We start from the raw sequence: 14844 nt of genomic DNA, 5'->3' as shown, positions 1-14844 counted from the left end.
GCTCTCGCGGCCGCCCAAGGGACTCAGCCGGAGAACCACCCCGTGGGTGCAGGCTCGAGGTTGTGCCAGACGTGCTTGATCTCCTGGTACTCCGCCAGGCCGTGCGGGCCGAGCTCGCGGCCGATGCCGGAGCGACCCATCCCGCCCCACTCGGCCTGCGGCACGTAGGGGTGGAAGTCGTTGATCCACACGGTGCCGTGCCGCAGCGCTCCCGCGACCCGCTGCGCGCGCCCCGCGTCCTGGGTCCAGACCGCACCGGCCAGCCCGTAGGGCGTGTCGTTGGCGATCGCGATCGCCTCGGCCTCCGTGCGAAAGGTCTCGACCGTGAGGACGGGCCCGAACGACTCGTCCTGCACGCACGACATGGTGCCGGTGCAGCCGTCGAGGACGGTCGGCTCGTAGTAGTAGCCGCGGGCGTAGCGCTCGCCGTCGGGTCGGCGCCCGCCGCACCGCAGCTGAGCTCCGTCGGCGAGCCCACGGGCTACGTAGGCCTCGACCTTGGCCAGATGCTCGGCGCTCGTCAGCGGGCCGGTCTCGGCGTCCTCGTCGTAGGGCCCGCCGATCCGAATCCGCTTGGCCGAGGCCACGATCGCGTCCACGATGTCGTCGTGCGCGGACTCCTCGACGATGAGGCGCGACCCGGCAGAGCACACCTGACCGGAGTGCAGGAAGATCGCGGTGAGCGCGTTGTCGATGGCCGCCGCGCGGTCGGCGTCGGCGAAGATCACGTTGGGGTTCTTGCCGCCGAGCTCGAGGGCCACCCGCTTCACGGTGGCGGCGGCCGACACCATGATGCGCTTGCCGGTCTCGAGGCCGCCGGTGAACGAGACCAGGTCGACGCGCGGGTCACCGGTCAGCGTCTCCCCCAGCACCGCGCCGCTGCCGAGCACCAGGTTGGCGACGCCGTCCGGCAGCCCGGCCTCCTGCAGCAGCCGGACGAGGTGGGCGGTGCTCGACGGCGAGATCTCGCTGGGCTTGATGACGATCGTGTTGCCCGCGAGCAGAGCCGGCGCGACCTTCCAGGACGCTTGCAGCAGAGGGTAGTTCCACGGCGTGATGAGGGTGCACACCCCCACCGGCAGGTGCACGACGCGGCTGATCGCGTCGCTGCGGCCGGTGTCGACGACCCGGCCCGCGTCGGTCCCGGCGATGCCACCAAAGTAGCGGAAGCAGGCGGTGACGTCGTCGACGTCGTACTCGCTCTCGACGTAGCGCTTGCCGGTGTCCGCGCTCTCGAGCCGGGCGATCTCGGCCTTGTCGCGCTGGAGCAGGTCGGCCACCCGCAGCAGCAGGTCGCCGCGCTCGCGCTCCGGCGTGCTCGGCCAGGGCCCCTCGTCGAAGGCGGCTCGCGCCGCAGCGATCGCGTCGAGCGCGTCGTCCGGGCCCGCCTCGGCCACCGTGGCGACCAGCTCGCCGTCCGCGGGGCAGTGGATCTCGCGCGTCCGACCCGAGGTCGCGGCGCGCCACTCCCCTGCGATGAACAGCTCCTGCACGGCCACAGCCCCTCTGTTGCACATCACGCATCGTGTGTCTTCTGGTGCAACAAAGATGGCCACCCCTGGACGATACGTCAACCCCGGAGCCGGTGTTCGGGCCGAACGGCACGCGCGCGAGACTCAACGCGCTCTCAGGCTGGGGGTGCGGGCACCGCTCAGGGGGCGCGGTGGCCGAGGCGCGCGGACGCCTGGGCGCCCGCGGCGACGGCTGCTGCGGCGAACTCCTCGAGGCGCTCGTCGATGCGAAAACCGGGGCCACTCACCGAGATCGACGCGACCACGGCGTCGTCGGCGTCGAAGACGGGGGCCGCGATCGCGGTGAGGCCCTCCTCGAGCTCGTCGACGGCGCAGGCCCAGCCGCGGCTGCGGGTCAGCTCGATCTCGCGCTTCAGCGCGGCGCGGGACACGATCGTGCGGGGCGTGTAGCGGGTCAGGCCGCGCTCGAGCACCCGCTCGACGAGGTCGGGGTCGTCGGCCCAGGCGAGCAGCACCTTGCCGTTCGACGTCGCGTGCACAGGGATCCGCTGCCCGACCCAGCTGTGCGACTGGAGCGTAGACCGTCCGCTCAGCTGGTCGACGTAGAGCGCCGCGAGGTCTGCGGAGACCGCGAGGTTGACCGTCTCACCGGTCGCCTTGGACAGCTCGCGCATCGCCGGCCGAGCGACGCGGACGATGTCGAGGCTCTGGTTGGCCGCGGCGGCGAGGCGCAGGATGCCCATGCCGAGGCGGTACTTGCCGCGGTCCTGCTGCTGCTCGACCAGGTCTCGCGCCTCGAGGGTGGCGACCAGGCGGGAGACGGTCGACTTGTGCACGCCCATCTGCTGGGCCAGCTCGGTGACGCCGACGTCGTCGTGCGAGGCCGCGATCGTCTCGAGGATGGCGAGCGCCCGGTCGACGGACTGCACCAGGGGCGTGCCCTCCCCGGCGGGGACCGCGTCGTCGATCATGGTCACGACCATAGACGACCACGCGGTCCGCGCCGGTGAGGTCGGCCGGTGGACGGCCGATCACGCAGCAGGGTCACGCAGGACGGTCAGGGGCGACCGTAGGAGACGTTCGAGCTCCAGATCGCGTGCAGGCCGGTGGTGCGGCCCGTGCGCGGGGAGTCGTACATCATGCCGTTGCCGGCGTAGATGCCCACGTGGTAGGCGGGCGAGCCGAAGAACACCAGGTCACCCGGCTGCGGGTTGGACACCGGCGTGAGCGCGGCCTGCTGCGCCGCCGCGGTGCGCGGCAGCGAGACGCCGAGCTGGCGGTAGACGTAGGACGTGAAGCCCGAGCAGTCGAAGCCCGCGGGGGTGGTGCCGCCCCACGAGTAGTAGATGCCCGAGAGGCCGGCGGCCACGCCGAGCACGCCGGAGGTCGGAGCGGCCGAGCGGGTGGTGCTGACCGCGGAGGTCTTGCGCGCCGTGCTCGTGGTGCTCGGGGTGCTCGAGGCCGCGCTCGTGGTGCTGCGCAGCGCCGTGCGGGTGGTGCTGCGCGAGCTGGAGACGGTGCGCTCCGAGCGGGTCGCGGTGGCCGAGCGGGTCGCGGTGGCGCCCTCGGTCACGGCGGTGCGCGTGGCGCGGACGACGCGCTTCTTCTTGACCGGCGCCTTCTTCACGACCGCGAAACGCGAGTCGCCGAAGGTGGCCGGGCGGGTCGGACCAGCCGTGGTCGCCGTGAGGGCGAGGGCCGGGGAGACGACCGCACCGGTGCCACGCCCGCTGAGCGTGGCGGCGGTGGCCGCCAGCGCCGGGGTGGCGGTGGTGGAGGTGGTGCCGGTGGTGGTGCTGCTCTTCGTGGTGGCGGCGGCACCGGCGGCGTCCTCCGGAGCAGCCTGGGCGACGGACGCGGACGCCACGAGGCCGCCGGCAGCGGCGACGACGGCGGCGGACTTCACGACGGGGGCGACGGGGCGGGCAGCGCGATGGCGCCCGGGCATGCGGGTAGACACGTGGTGACCTCTCGAAACGCCGGCGAAGTTAGCTGTCGGGTTCGGGTGAGAGGAATCACCCGGATCAGCACCGGTGGGTGCGGACCTTCACCCCAAGGGACGCATCGCGTCCTTCCTGAATGGTGGGTCCCCCGCTCCTGTCAACGAGCTAGAGCAACCGCTGGCGAAGTGACAGGACTAGGCGTCTTCGGGCGGACCCTCTGGGGGTGAGGGCACATCGACGGTAACCGGTTGACGGTTCAATGTCATATCTGTGCAGCGTTTCGGGGCAAATCCCCCACATCCGCCCACACAGGTGTGCTACAGGTCGCTCACGAAGACGTGCGACGCGACGTCCGTCGGCAGCGAGACGCCGGACCCGTCGGCACCGACGAGCACGACCCGGTCACCCTCGGTGGTCACCTGGACCTGCTCCCCCGGTCGGGCTCCTGCGGCAGTGATCAGGGCGAGCGCCTCGGGGTCGTTCTGGGCCGGCTCACCGATGCGGCGCACGACGACGGTGACCGCCGGCGCGCCCTCGCGGGGGGCCCGGGTCAGCAGCCCGTAGACCGGGACGCGAGTCGGCGCGTCCGTCACCCCCAGCTCGGCGAGCCCCGGGATGGGGTTGCCGTAGGGCGACTCGGCGCTGTCACCGATGAGCCGCAGGATCTGCCGCTCGACCCGCTCGCTCATGACGTGCTCCCACCGGCACGCCTCCTCGTGGACGTGCTCGAGCTCCAGGCCGAGGACGTCGACGAGCAGCCGCTCGGCGAGCCGGTGCTTGCGCATGACCCGAGTCGCGGCGGCCCGGCCGTGCTCGGTGAGCTCCATGTGCCGGTCACCGGCGACCACCAGCAGCCCGTCGCGCTCCATCCGGGCGACCGTCTGCGAGACGGTCGGTCCCGCGTGGCCGAGGCGCTCGGCGATGCGCGCGCGCAGCGGGGTGACGCCCTCCTCCTCGAGCTCGAAGATGGTCCGGAGGTACATCTCGGTGGTGTCGATCAGCTCGGTCACGGCTCTAGCCTGCCATGCCCTGCCCGTCGTCGTCCCGGGCCGGGCCGGACCGGGGGATCCAGTAGCCCAGCCACCCCGCACCGAGCAGGGCGAGCACCCCCGCCCCCGAGATCGCGGCGCCGAGGGACACGACGACCGTCGCGGCGCTCAGCAGGGCCGGGCCGCCCGCGCTGCCGACGTCGGCGACCAGCCGCCACGCGCCGAGGAACCGGCTGCGCTGGTCGGGTGGCGCGCTGTCCGCGCCGAGGGTCATCAAGATGCCCGCGCCGATCCCGTTGGCCACCCCGATGAACACCGCCGCCGCGGTGAACGAGCCGAGGTTCGTCGCGAGGGGCAGCAGCAGGAAGCCCAGCCCGAGGCCGAGCATCGCCGGGACCGCCGTGAACGCTCTACCGAAGCGGTCCATGACCATGCCCGCGGGATAGAAGAGCAGCATCTCGGCGCCCCCGGCGATCCCGAAGACGAGCGCGGTCGTCGCGGGCGACAGGCCGAGGTGGTCACCCCAGAGGGGCAGCACGACGTCGCGCAGCGCGCGGGCCGCGGCGACCAGCAGCGCCCCGACACCGAGGGTGGCGAGCACCCGACGGCTGCGACGCAGCACCGCGAGGACGGTGGCCTCGCTGACCGGCGCCCTGCGCTCCCCCGGCAGGTCCGGCAGACGCCACACCACCGCGAAGGCGAGCAGGTCCATCGCGGCGGACAGCTCGAATGCCCCGGCCACCCCGCGCTGGGTGACGATCGCGGCGGCGAGGAACGGACCGAGGAAGCGCCCGACCCGCATGGTGCCGCCCAGCGTGGACATCGCGCGGGCGCGCAGGTGCGCGGGTGCGGCCTCGGTCAGGTAGGCCATCCGGGCCAGCCCGAACACCGCGCCGCACAGCCCGTAGGCGAAGACGGCGATCGCGAGCACCGCGAGGCTGCGGGTGTGCGCCGCGACCAGCGTCACGGCCCCACCGAACGCCGTCGCGTAGAGCAGCGCGAGCCGCTCGCCGATGCGCGCGGCGAGCTCGCCGGCGGGCAGGTCCGCGGCCAGCACCCCCAGCCCGAACAGCGCTGTGATGAGCCCCGCGGTGCCGACCGAGGCACCGAGCTCGCGAGCGAACAGCGGGATCGCGGGAGCCATCGCGCCCGTCCCGATCCCGGAGAGCAGCGTGGGTCCGTAGGCGGGCACCGCGATCGCGCGCAACGACGTGATCGCGGGCTCGCTCATGAGCCACGAGGCTACGGCTGCAAGCGGATCCGCGCCCAGCTGTCCACGTCGTCGAGGTCGCCGTCGCCGGTGCGCCGGAAGCGCAGCCGGTCGTGCAGGCGCGAGGGCCGCCCCGCCCAGAACTCCACCTCGTCGCACCGCAGCGACCAGCCGACGAAGGCGTCCGGCATCGGGACCGGCCCGGCGCTGCCGTCCTCGGGCCAGTGCTCGGCCTCGACCCGGTAGGCCAGCTCCAGCGCCTCCCGCCCGACGATCGGCTGGGACTGCAGCGACGCCCGCGCGCTGATCTGGGCACCCCACGGCCGGGTGACCCAGTAGCCCTCGAGGATCTCGCGCTCGAGCGGCACCATGGTGCCCCGCATCCGGATCACCCGGTAGAGCGTGGGCCAGCGCAGCGTCGCGGCGGCGTGGGCGTTGGCCCCGAGCTGCGAGGCCTTCGCGGAGTGGGCGTCGGAGATGAAGCCGGGACCGCCGGGGGTGAAGAACTTCATCAGCACCGGCCGCACGTCCGGGCGGCCGTCGGCGTCGACGGTGGCGAGGTCGAGGATGTTGAGCTCGCCGGTCACCCCGCGCTCGCGGTCGTGGGCCACGGCCTCGGCCAGCCAGCGCTGGGCCTGCAGCCACGGCGTCGGAGCCGTGTCGGCCTCGTCCAGCCCGACACCGGAGTAGTCGACCCGGGGCAGGTCGCGCATCGACGTCATGGGACGAGATTAGGCTGAGGGGGCCCAACCACGCGAAGGAGGCCCCCGTGCCGAGTCCCAAGAGCAAGGCCGTGAGCAACATCGTCAAGCTGGGTGTGCGCTACGGTCCGCTCGCCTACGAGGCGATCAAGCAGGGTCAAGGGCCGGCCCGCGAGCTGGCCAACAAGCAGTTCAAGCGGGTCAACCACCGCATGCACGCGCTCGAGCACGCCCACCAGCTGGTGGACGGCTCGGTGATGACGGTCTTCGACGGCGACGAGAAGCGGTTCATCGTCTTCACCGGCGACAAGCCCGTCGCGTCGCACCCCTCCACCACCAAGCCGCTCGCGCTGCTGATCGAGGGCTACGACCTGGACAAGCGGATCCGGCCGGGCGACGAGGCCGACCGGGTCCTGCCGCGCATCTCGAGGCGGCGCAAGCGGCCGTGACCGCGGCGACGCACGGGCCCGACCCGGCGCCGGGGGCAGCCCCGGAGCCGGGGCCGTTCTCGACCGAGATCGCGGAGGCCGACCGGAGCTCGGGGTCGCTGCGCTATCGGGGGGTGGACATCCGTGAGCTGCTCGGTCGCACGACGTTCGCGCAGGTCTGGGGCCTGCTGGTCGACGACGACCTGCAGCCGGGCCTGCCGCCCGCCGAGGCGTTCCCGCTGCCCGTCCGCACCGGTGACGTGCGGGTCGACGTGCAGGCGTCGCTCGCCATGCTCGCCCCCGTCTGGGGCTTCCGGCCGCTGCTCGACATCGGCGAGCAGCAGGCGCGCGACGAGCTGGCCCGCGCCTCGGTGATGGCCATGTCCTTCATCGCCCAGTCCGCCCGCGGCGCCGACCTGCCGGTCGTGCCCGAGCGCGAGGTCGACCGGGCCGCCACCGTCACCGAGCGGTTCCTGATCCGCTGGCGCGGCGAGCTGGACCCCCGCCACGTCGAGGCGCTCGACACCTACTGGATCGCCATCGCCGAGCACGGTCTCAACCCCTCCAGCCTCACCGCCCGCGTCATCGCCTCCACCGGCGCCGACGTCGCTGCGTGCCTGTCCGGCGCGGTCGGCGCGATGAGCGGCCCGCTGCACGGCGGCGCGCCGATGCGGGTGCACTACATGCTGCAGGCGTGCGACCGGGGGCTGGCGCCGGAAGCCGTCATCGAGGAGTCGCTGCGCGACGGGGGCCGGGTCATGGGCTTCGGCCACCGGGTCTACCGCGGCCCGGACCCGCGGGCCGTGGCGCTGAAGGAGGCGTGCCGACGCCTCGAGGCACCCCGCTACGAGTGCGCCCTCGCCGTCGAGGCGGCCGCGACCGCCGCCCTGCAGGAGCGCAGCCCGGACCGGGTCATCGCCACCAACGTGGAGTTCTGGGCGGCCGTGCTGCTCGACCTCGTCGGCGTCGCGCCGCAGCTCATCCCGCCGATGTTCGTCTGCGGGCGGCTCGCCGGCTGGTCCGCGCACGTGCTCGAGCAGAAGCGGGCGCGCCGGATGATCCGGCCGAGCGCGGTCTACGTCGGCAAGCCCCCGCGTTCGGTGCAGGAGGTCGCCGGCTGGGCGTCCTGAGCCTGTTTGCCGGCCTGGTCGGCGCGTGAGTCGGGGGTGGGCAGCTCGACGACGAAGAACGGCAGGAAGAGCTGGGCGAGCGGCCCGATCGCGACGGCGTAGAGCACGGTGCCGAGCCCCACGGTCCCGCCGAGCAACCACCCGAGCGCGAGCACCGTGACCTCGATGCTGGTGCGCACCAACCGGATCGACCATCCTGTGCGGCGCGCCAGACCGGTCATCAGCCCGTCGCGCGGGCCGGGCCCGAGCTGGGCGCCGATGTACATGCCGGTCGCCACGCCGTTGACCAGGACGGCCCCGATCAGGAGCGCGAACCGCGTGGCGAGCGCGTCGGGTCGGTCGAGCAGGGCGAGGGTCGCGTCGGCCGCGACGCCGATCCACACCGCGTTGGCCACCGTCCCGAGACCCGGCAGCTGGCGCAGCGGCCACCACAGCAGCAGCACAGCGATCCCGGCCGCGATCACGACCTGCCCGAAGGTCAGCGGCGTGTGGTGGGTCAGGCCCACGTGCAGCACGTCCCACGGGTCCAGCCCGAGCTCGGCGCGCACGAACATCCCGAGCGAGATCCCGTAGAGCGTGAGCCCCACGAAGAGCTGGACCAGTCTGCGCGGCAGGCGGCCGGCGCGCAGCTGCTCGATCGGTCCGAGGGTCGCCAGGGTGCGGCGCGGGGTGCGGGTGGTGCTCGTGCGGTCGGTGCTGCTCATGCGTCCAGTGCTGCTCATGCTCCAAGCATGAGCCCGAAGTGGCCTTGCCGAGAAGGGCCACTTGGGAGACAGTGGTCTGGTGACCGTGCCGAACGCCTCGCCCCGCCTCGGGGTCGGCCGCTTCGCCACCCTCCTCGGCGACCGCCCCGCGGACGAGCCGGCCTACCGCTGGCTGGCCGACCAGACCCGGGTGCTCGTCTGCGACGGACGGCTGCTGCCCGGCACGCGGCTGCCGAGCGAGCGCACCCTCTCCACGACCCTCGGGCTGAGCCGCACCACCGTCACGCGGGCGTACGCCGAGCTCGCCGAGCACGGCTACCTGGTGCCGCGGCAGGGCTCGGGGTCCACCCTCACCCTCCCGCGCCGCGGCGCGCCTACCTCGGTCGAGCCGCTCGGCTCGGGAGTGGCGGTCTCGGGAGTGGCGGCCTCGGGGGCGGCCGGCTCGGGAGCACTGGGCGCCGGGGCGTCGGACGCCGGGGTGGCGGTGCTGCGCCGCGAGGAGCAGCTGGGTGCGGCTTCGTCCGGGACGGAGCGGGAGGTCTACGACCTGCGGACGGCGGCGCCGGCTGCGGCACCGGGGGTGCTGGCGGCGTTCCAGCAGGCCGTGACCGAGCTGCCCGACTATGTCGGGACGGCGGGGTACTTCGCGACCGGGCTGCCGGCGCTGAAGGAGCAGATCGCGGCGCGCTACAGCCGGCGCGGTCTACCGACGACGCCAGAGCAGGTGGTCGTCACCAGCGGTGCGCTGTCCGGTGTTGCGGCGCTGTTCCGGGCGCTGCTGCGACCCGGTGAGCGGGTTGTCGTCGAGACGCCTGGATATCCGAACTCGATGGCGGCACTGCGGCGTTCGAGCGCTGTGCCCGTCGGCGTGGCCAGCACCCACGACGGCCTCGACATCGACGTCCTGGTCGACACCGCGCGGCGCTCGGGTGCGCGAGCTGCCTTGCTGATCCCCGACTTTCACAACCCGACCGGCGCCCTGCTCGACGACGCCTCGCGAGCGCTGCTGTGCGAGAAGGCTGCTCGTCACGACCTCTTGCTCGTCGCCGACGAGACCATGGCTGACATCCACCTGGAGTCCCCCGAGCCACCGACCCCGTTGGCGGCGTTCGGCGACCAGGTCGTCCTCGTCGGATCGGCGAGCAAGTCGCACTGGGGCGGGCTGCGGCTCGGCTGGATCCGCTGCTCCGCCGACCTGGTGCCGGCGGTCGAGGCGGCCCGGCTGTCGCTCGACCTCGGGGTCGCGGTCGTCGAGCAGCTGGCCCTCACGCACGCCCTGCGCCGACCCACCGCCACGGCCGAGCGGCTCGCCACGCTGCGGGCCCAGCGCGACCTGGTGGCGGCCACGGTCGACGCCGAGCTGCCCGGGTGGAGCTACCGGCTGCCGCCCGGTGGGCTGTCCCTCTGGTGCCGGCTGCCGCGGCCAGAGGCCTCAGCACTGGTGAGGGAGGCGGCCCGGCACGGCGTGGCCCTCGTGCCCGGGTCGGTCTTCGCGGTGTCCGGCGGCGGGCTGGAGCAGTATCTGCGGATCCCGTTCTCGCTCAGCGCTCCTGCGCTCAGCGTGGCCCTCGAACGGCTGGTCGCGGCCGCCGATCGGATGGATCTGCGCTGAGATCGGCCCGTCTGGGAGGATCGACCCATGCCCAGCACCGACCTCGACACCATCAGCCTCCCGGTGGGCCTCCTGCCGGCCGACGGGCGCTTCGGCTGCGGCCCGTCCAAGATCCGCCAGGCCCAGGTCGACCACCTCGTCGCCGTGGCCCCCACCCTCCTCGGCACCTCGCACCGCCAGCCTCCGGTCCGCGACCTCGTCGGCTCGCTGCGCGAGGGGCTGGCCGAGCTGTTCAGCCTGCCCGAGGGCTACGAGGTCGTGCTGGGCAACGGCGGGTCAACGGCCTTCTGGGACATCGCTGCTCACGGCCTAGTCCGTGATCGGGCGCAGCACCTGTCGTTCGGCGAGTTCTCGCACAAGTTCGCCACCGTGACCGACCGCGCGCCCTTCCTCGGGGCGTCGTCGATCATCACCGCGCCCGCCGGGTCGGTGGCCGCGCCGGTCGCCGAGGCGGGCATCGATGTCTACGCCTGGGCGCACAACGAGACGTCGACCGGCGCGATGGCACCGGTGCAGCGCGTGCCGGGTGCGGACGACGGCGCACTCGTCCTGGTCGACGCGACGTCCGGCGCGGGTGGCCTGTCGGTCGACGTGTCCGAGACCGACGTCTACTACTTCGCCCCGCAGAAGTGCTTTGCCAGCGACGGCGGGCTGTGGTTCGGCCTCTTCTCCCCGCGGCTCTCGCGCGCGCCGACGAGATCGCGGGGTCGGGGCGCTACATCCCCGACTTCTTCTCGCTGCCGACCGCCATCGACAACGCCCGCAAGAACCAGACCCACAACACGCCGGCCCTCGCGACCCTGGTGCTGATGGAGCGCCAGGTGCGCTGGCTCAACGAGCAGGGCGGGCTCGACTGGGCGTCCGCGCGCACGGCCGACTCGGCGGCGCGGCTCTACGGCTGGGCCGAGCGCACCGACGTCACGACCCCCTTCGTCGCGGAGCCGAGCCAGCGCTCGCAGGTCGTCGGCACCATCGACTTCGCCGACACCATCAACGCCGCAGACGTCGCAAAGGTGTTGCGCGCCAACGGGATCGTGGACACCGAGCCCTACCGCAAGCTCGGCCGCAACCAGCTGCGCATCGCGATGTTCCCCGCCATCGAGCCGGACGACATCGGCGTGCTGACCGAGGCGATCGACTACGTGGTGGAGCGGTTGGGCTGACGCCGGCTGCTGGGTTGAGGCCTCGGGTTGAGTCCTCGGGTCGAGGCCCGGGCCGCACGCTGAGGCTCGGGCCGCGGGGCCTCAGCTCGCCGGCGTGCCCTTGCGCGCGAGCAGCACGAACGCGCCACCGGGCGCCAGCGGGAGCGGCTTGCCACTCGCGTCGACGTAGGACGTGGGCGCCCCCGGGGTCGGGCGCTTCCAGGTGCCGGTCAGCCGCTTGCCGTCGCGATAGAGGACGAACGGCCCCGACCCCACCGTCTTCGTGTAGCGCGACGGGTTGCCGATCGGGTCGATGTCGCTGCGGTCGGTGTAGCCGTCGCACATCTGCACCAGCACGTTCGGCTGGGCGATCGGGCGGCCCTCGGCCGTGTTGAGCCGTCGTCCGTTGATGGTGCGGACGTAGGTCTTGGCACCGGCGTCCCAGGTGAACGTCATCGGCGTGTTGCCGACCCGCGTCGACACCGCCGCGTCGGCTGGTGCCTTGGCCACTCTGGGATCGCTTGCCGCCCAAGTGAATCCGACATTGTGCGCCCGAGCCCCCTTGGTGCGACTCGCGATCAGCTGCAGGTCGGCGTTGACGTTGTAGGGCGCCGGGTGCGAGCGGTCGCGCGCGAAACCCGCCGCGCCGTCGTCCATGATCACCCTGCTGAACGGGCTCCCCGCCAGCGTGGCCGGACCAGACCCGCCACCGCCGGTCGCGACGTAGACGAGATTGCCGTAGTTCCAGAGCAGCTCGGCATCCATCGGACGCATGCTGCGCACCGACCGGACCGTGGGATAGGTCGTGAAGACGCCGATCATGCGCGTCAGCCCGCCCTCGACCTCCTCGACGTAGATCACGTCGGCCCGGTCCACACCTCGCGACGGTCGCGAGCTCGCCGTGTCGTCGATCTTGACCGCCACCACCGGCCCGCTCGGCACCGGACCCTGACCGGTCAACGGGTTGACCGGCACCGGCGCCATCGTGCCCGACGCCGTCGCCTCGAAGCTCGCCGTCGTCGGCTTCGGCGACGAGCTGGTGGCGGGCGCCGGGCTCGGGCTCGAGCTACAGGCGGCCAGCGGCACCAGCACGACCGCCGTCAGCACGGCCGTCAGCACGGCCGCCCCGCGGGGCCTGGTGCTGGGCCCGCTGCGGGTCGACGCGGCGCGGGTGGACGCGGTGCGAGTCGACGCGGTGCGAGTCGACGCGGTGCGAGTCGACGCGGTGCGGGTCGACGCGGTGGGGTTGTTCTGGCGAACGTTCGTCACGCGGACAGCCTGCCATCGCGCTCGCACACCACGGTCTACCGAACCCGGCGTGTTGGCCCCGGCCTGCCCGCGCACCATTCGGTAGTCCGCTCACCCGCGTCCCCTGGGAATCCGCCCACGAACCCGTGAGCCGCCGCCCTCCCGACCCTGCGCACCTCACGCGATCCTGCGCAAACCACGCCTTCCTGCGCGTAGACCCAGCCACCCGGGCTACCGAGGCCGGGCGAGAGCTCGACAGATCCTTAGCACAGGTAATAACCTTGACTAAGGACCTGTTCGACCGAGCGGCCCGAGCAACCCTGAATCGCAGGCACCAGATGACGTCCAGCACCACCGCGCCCCAGCCGGCCCCGAGCGCGCAGCCCGACCCGCACCACGAGATCAGCGACCTCGCCGCGGACCTGCGGGTGGCGTGCGGGCGGATCAACCGGCGGGTGCGCTACGAGAGCAGGTCGGCGCTGGCACCGCACCAGTTCAGCGTGCTGGTGCGGCTGCTGCAGGACGGCGCCAGGACGCCCACCCAGCTCGCCGACATCGAGCGCGTGAGCGGCCCGTCGATGACGCGGACCGTGCGCTGCCTCGAGGACGAAGGTCTGGTGACCCGCACGAAGGACCCGGCGGACGGGCGCCAGGTGTTCATCGACCTCACCGACGCCGGCCGCTCCGCCGTAGACCGTACGCGCGCCGAGCGCACCCAGTGGCTGGCCGAGCACCTGGCTCACCTGTCGCCGCAGGACCGAGCGACCCTGCGCGCCGCCGCCGACCTGCTGCTGGAGGTTGCCGCCCGATGACCGCTGTCACCCCGCAGACCCCCGCCGACGAGGCGCCGACGCGCAGCATGTTCGCGTCGCTGGCGGTACCCAACTACCGCCTCTACTTCGCCGGCGGTCTGCTCTCCAACGTGGGCACCTGGATGGGCCGGGTCGCCCAGGACTGGCTGGTCCTGACCCAGCTGACCGATCACTCCTCCACCGCTCTCGGCACCGTGACAGGGCTGCAGTTCGCGCCCGTGCTGCTGCTCGCGCCGTGGTCGGGGGTGGTCGCCGACCGCTTCCCCAAGCGCCGCATCCTGCTGGTCACCCAGTCGGCGCTGCTCGTCACGGCGGCCATGCTGTACCTGCTGGTGGCGACGGGGACCTGCCAGCTGTGGCACGTCTACCTGCTGGCCTTCGCCCAGGGCATCGCCACGGCGTTCGACAACCCGACCCGCCAGGCGTTCGCGTCCGAGCTCGTCGACGCGCCGCTGCTGACCAACGCCGTGAGCCTGAACTCCGCGTCCTTCAACGCTGCTCGCCTGATCGGCCCCGGCGTCGCGGGCCTGCTGATCGCCGCGCTCGGCGTCGGCCCGGCGCTCGGCATCAACGCGCTGTCCTTCGTCGCGGTGATCATCGCTCTGCTCGCGCTGAGCCCCGAGGCGTTGCACCCGGCGCCGGCGCGGCGCGGACGCGGAGCCCTGCGCGAAGGTCTCAGCTACGTGCGCCACCGCCCGGACATCATGATCATCATGGCGATCGTGTTCGTGCTGGGGACGTTCGGCATGAACTTCCAGATCACCAATGCGCTGATGGCGACCCAGGTCTACGGCGCGGGTGCCAGCGAGTACGGCATCCTCGGCTCGGTCATGGCCATCGGCTCGCTGTCCGCGGCGCTGCTCGCCGCCCGGCGGTCCCGGCCGCGCCTGCGCGTGCTGCTCGGCGCCCTCGGCGGATTCGCGATCGTGACCTTCGCGCTGGCGCTCGCCCCCAGCTACCCGGTCTACGCGGTCCTGCTCGTGCCGACCGGTCTGATGGCCCTCACCGTGCTGACCACCGCCAACGCCGCCGTGCAGCTCTCGGTCACACCGGCGATGCGAGGGCGGGTGATGAGTCTCTACATGGCGATCTTCATGGGCGGGACACCGCTCGGCGCGCCGATCATCGGCTGGATCGGTGACGCCTGGGGCGCACGGTGGACCATCCTCGTGGGCTCGATCGCCACCGGACTGGCATTCCTCGCCGCGGTGGCGTACATCATGGGGAAGGAAGGTCTGCGTCTGCACCTCGACCGTCGCCAGCCGCTGTGGCTGGACGTCGAGCACCTTAGCGTCGACCCCACCGCGCTCCCGCAGGTCCCGGAGCGTCCCGCGCACGTCGACACCAGTGAGGTAGCGAACCGATGACCCCCCGCTTCCGGCGCATGGCCACCTGGGTGGTCCTCATCGTCTGTCTGGCTCTGGCCGCCTACGGCGGGCTCGCCGGCGTGGCC

At 72.9% G+C, this 14844-nt stretch carries 13 protein-coding genes, 1 pseudogene and 1 riboswitch; of the genes and pseudogenes, 6 read left to right on the top strand and 8 right to left on the bottom strand.

Features of this window, described 5'->3' with window-relative positions:
• Positions 1-23: 23 nt before the first annotated feature.
• From MM440_RS09330 to MM440_RS09305, 6 genes are all read right to left on the bottom strand, one after another.
• Positions 24-1517 (bottom strand): aldehyde dehydrogenase family protein, encoded by a 1494-nt coding sequence (locus MM440_RS09330; protein WP_420914152.1) that lies wholly within the window; start codon positions 1515-1517, stop codon positions 24-26.
• A gap of 134 nt (positions 1518-1651) precedes the next feature.
• Positions 1652-2443, bottom strand: a complete 792-nt coding sequence (locus MM440_RS09325) for an IclR family transcriptional regulator (protein ID WP_241444040.1) — start codon at positions 2441-2443, stop codon at positions 1652-1654.
• Between the two features lie 86 nt (positions 2444-2529).
• Entirely contained in the window at positions 2530-3432 is a 903-nt protein-coding gene (locus tag MM440_RS09320; RefSeq protein WP_241444039.1) for a C40 family peptidase, read from the bottom strand.
• Between the two features lie 3 nt (positions 3433-3435).
• Positions 3436-3598: riboswitch (cyclic di-AMP (ydaO/yuaA leader) on the bottom strand.
• A gap of 134 nt (positions 3599-3732) precedes the next feature.
• On the bottom strand, positions 3733-4425 hold the full coding sequence (locus MM440_RS09315) for an iron-dependent transcriptional repressor DtxR (protein ID WP_241444038.1): 693 nt from the start codon (positions 4423-4425) through the stop codon (positions 3733-3735).
• Positions 4426-4429: 4 nt separating this feature from the next.
• Complete coding sequence (locus MM440_RS09310) at positions 4430-5635, bottom strand: MFS transporter (RefSeq protein ID WP_241444037.1); 1206 nt, start codon at positions 5633-5635, stop codon at positions 4430-4432.
• A gap of 11 nt (positions 5636-5646) precedes the next feature.
• Positions 5647-6336 (bottom strand): pyridoxine/pyridoxamine 5'-phosphate oxidase, encoded by a 690-nt coding sequence (locus MM440_RS09305; protein WP_241444036.1) that lies wholly within the window; start codon positions 6334-6336, stop codon positions 5647-5649.
• A gap of 47 nt (positions 6337-6383) precedes the next feature.
• Between MM440_RS09305 and MM440_RS09300 the strand changes: the two genes are divergently transcribed.
• Positions 6384-6764, top strand: a complete 381-nt coding sequence (locus MM440_RS09300; protein ID WP_241444035.1) for a hypothetical protein — start codon at positions 6384-6386, stop codon at positions 6762-6764.
• Positions 6761-7873, top strand: coding sequence for a citrate synthase 2 (locus MM440_RS09295; RefSeq protein WP_241444034.1), 1113 nt, complete (start codon positions 6761-6763; stop codon positions 7871-7873). Before MM440_RS09300 ends, MM440_RS09295 begins: the two co-directional genes overlap by 4 nt.
• Here the strand turns inward: MM440_RS09295 and yczE are convergent.
• Complete coding sequence (yczE, locus tag MM440_RS09290) at positions 7819-8595, bottom strand: membrane protein YczE (RefSeq protein WP_420914149.1); 777 nt, start codon at positions 8593-8595, stop codon at positions 7819-7821. The genes MM440_RS09295 and yczE overlap by 55 nt on opposite strands.
• A 61-nt stretch (positions 8596-8656) precedes the next feature.
• Between yczE and yczR the strand changes: the two genes are divergently transcribed.
• The gene (gene yczR, locus MM440_RS09285; protein ID WP_241444033.1) at positions 8657-10189 is read left to right on the top strand and encodes a MocR-like transcription factor YczR; all 1533 of its coding nucleotides are present in this window, start codon (positions 8657-8659) and stop codon (positions 10187-10189) included.
• Positions 10190-10216: 27 nt separating this feature from the next.
• Positions 10217-11352, top strand: a pseudogene (gene serC, locus MM440_RS09280) (phosphoserine transaminase).
• A gap of 81 nt (positions 11353-11433) precedes the next feature.
• Here the strand turns inward: serC and MM440_RS09275 are convergent.
• Positions 11434-12600 (bottom strand): DUF3048 domain-containing protein, encoded by a 1167-nt coding sequence (locus tag MM440_RS09275; protein ID WP_241444032.1) that lies wholly within the window; start codon positions 12598-12600, stop codon positions 11434-11436.
• Positions 12601-12917: 317 nt separating this feature from the next.
• Here MM440_RS09275 and MM440_RS09270 point away from each other — a divergent pair, with 317 nt between their 5' ends.
• Positions 12918-13391: a MarR family winged helix-turn-helix transcriptional regulator gene (locus tag MM440_RS09270; RefSeq protein ID WP_241444031.1), complete on the top strand. Its 474-nt coding sequence runs from the start codon at positions 12918-12920 to the stop codon at positions 13389-13391.
• The gene (locus MM440_RS09265; RefSeq protein ID WP_241444030.1) at positions 13388-14758 is read left to right on the top strand and encodes an MFS transporter; all 1371 of its coding nucleotides are present in this window, start codon (positions 13388-13390) and stop codon (positions 14756-14758) included. Before MM440_RS09270 ends, MM440_RS09265 begins: the two co-directional genes overlap by 4 nt.
• Positions 14759-14844: the final 86 nt, after the last annotated feature.

Source organism: Arsenicicoccus piscis (assembly GCF_022568835.1).
Taxonomy (GTDB): Bacteria; Actinomycetota; Actinomycetes; order Actinomycetales; family Dermatophilaceae; genus Arsenicicoccus; species Arsenicicoccus piscis.
This window is presented reverse-complemented; position numbering and strand designations above follow the sequence as displayed.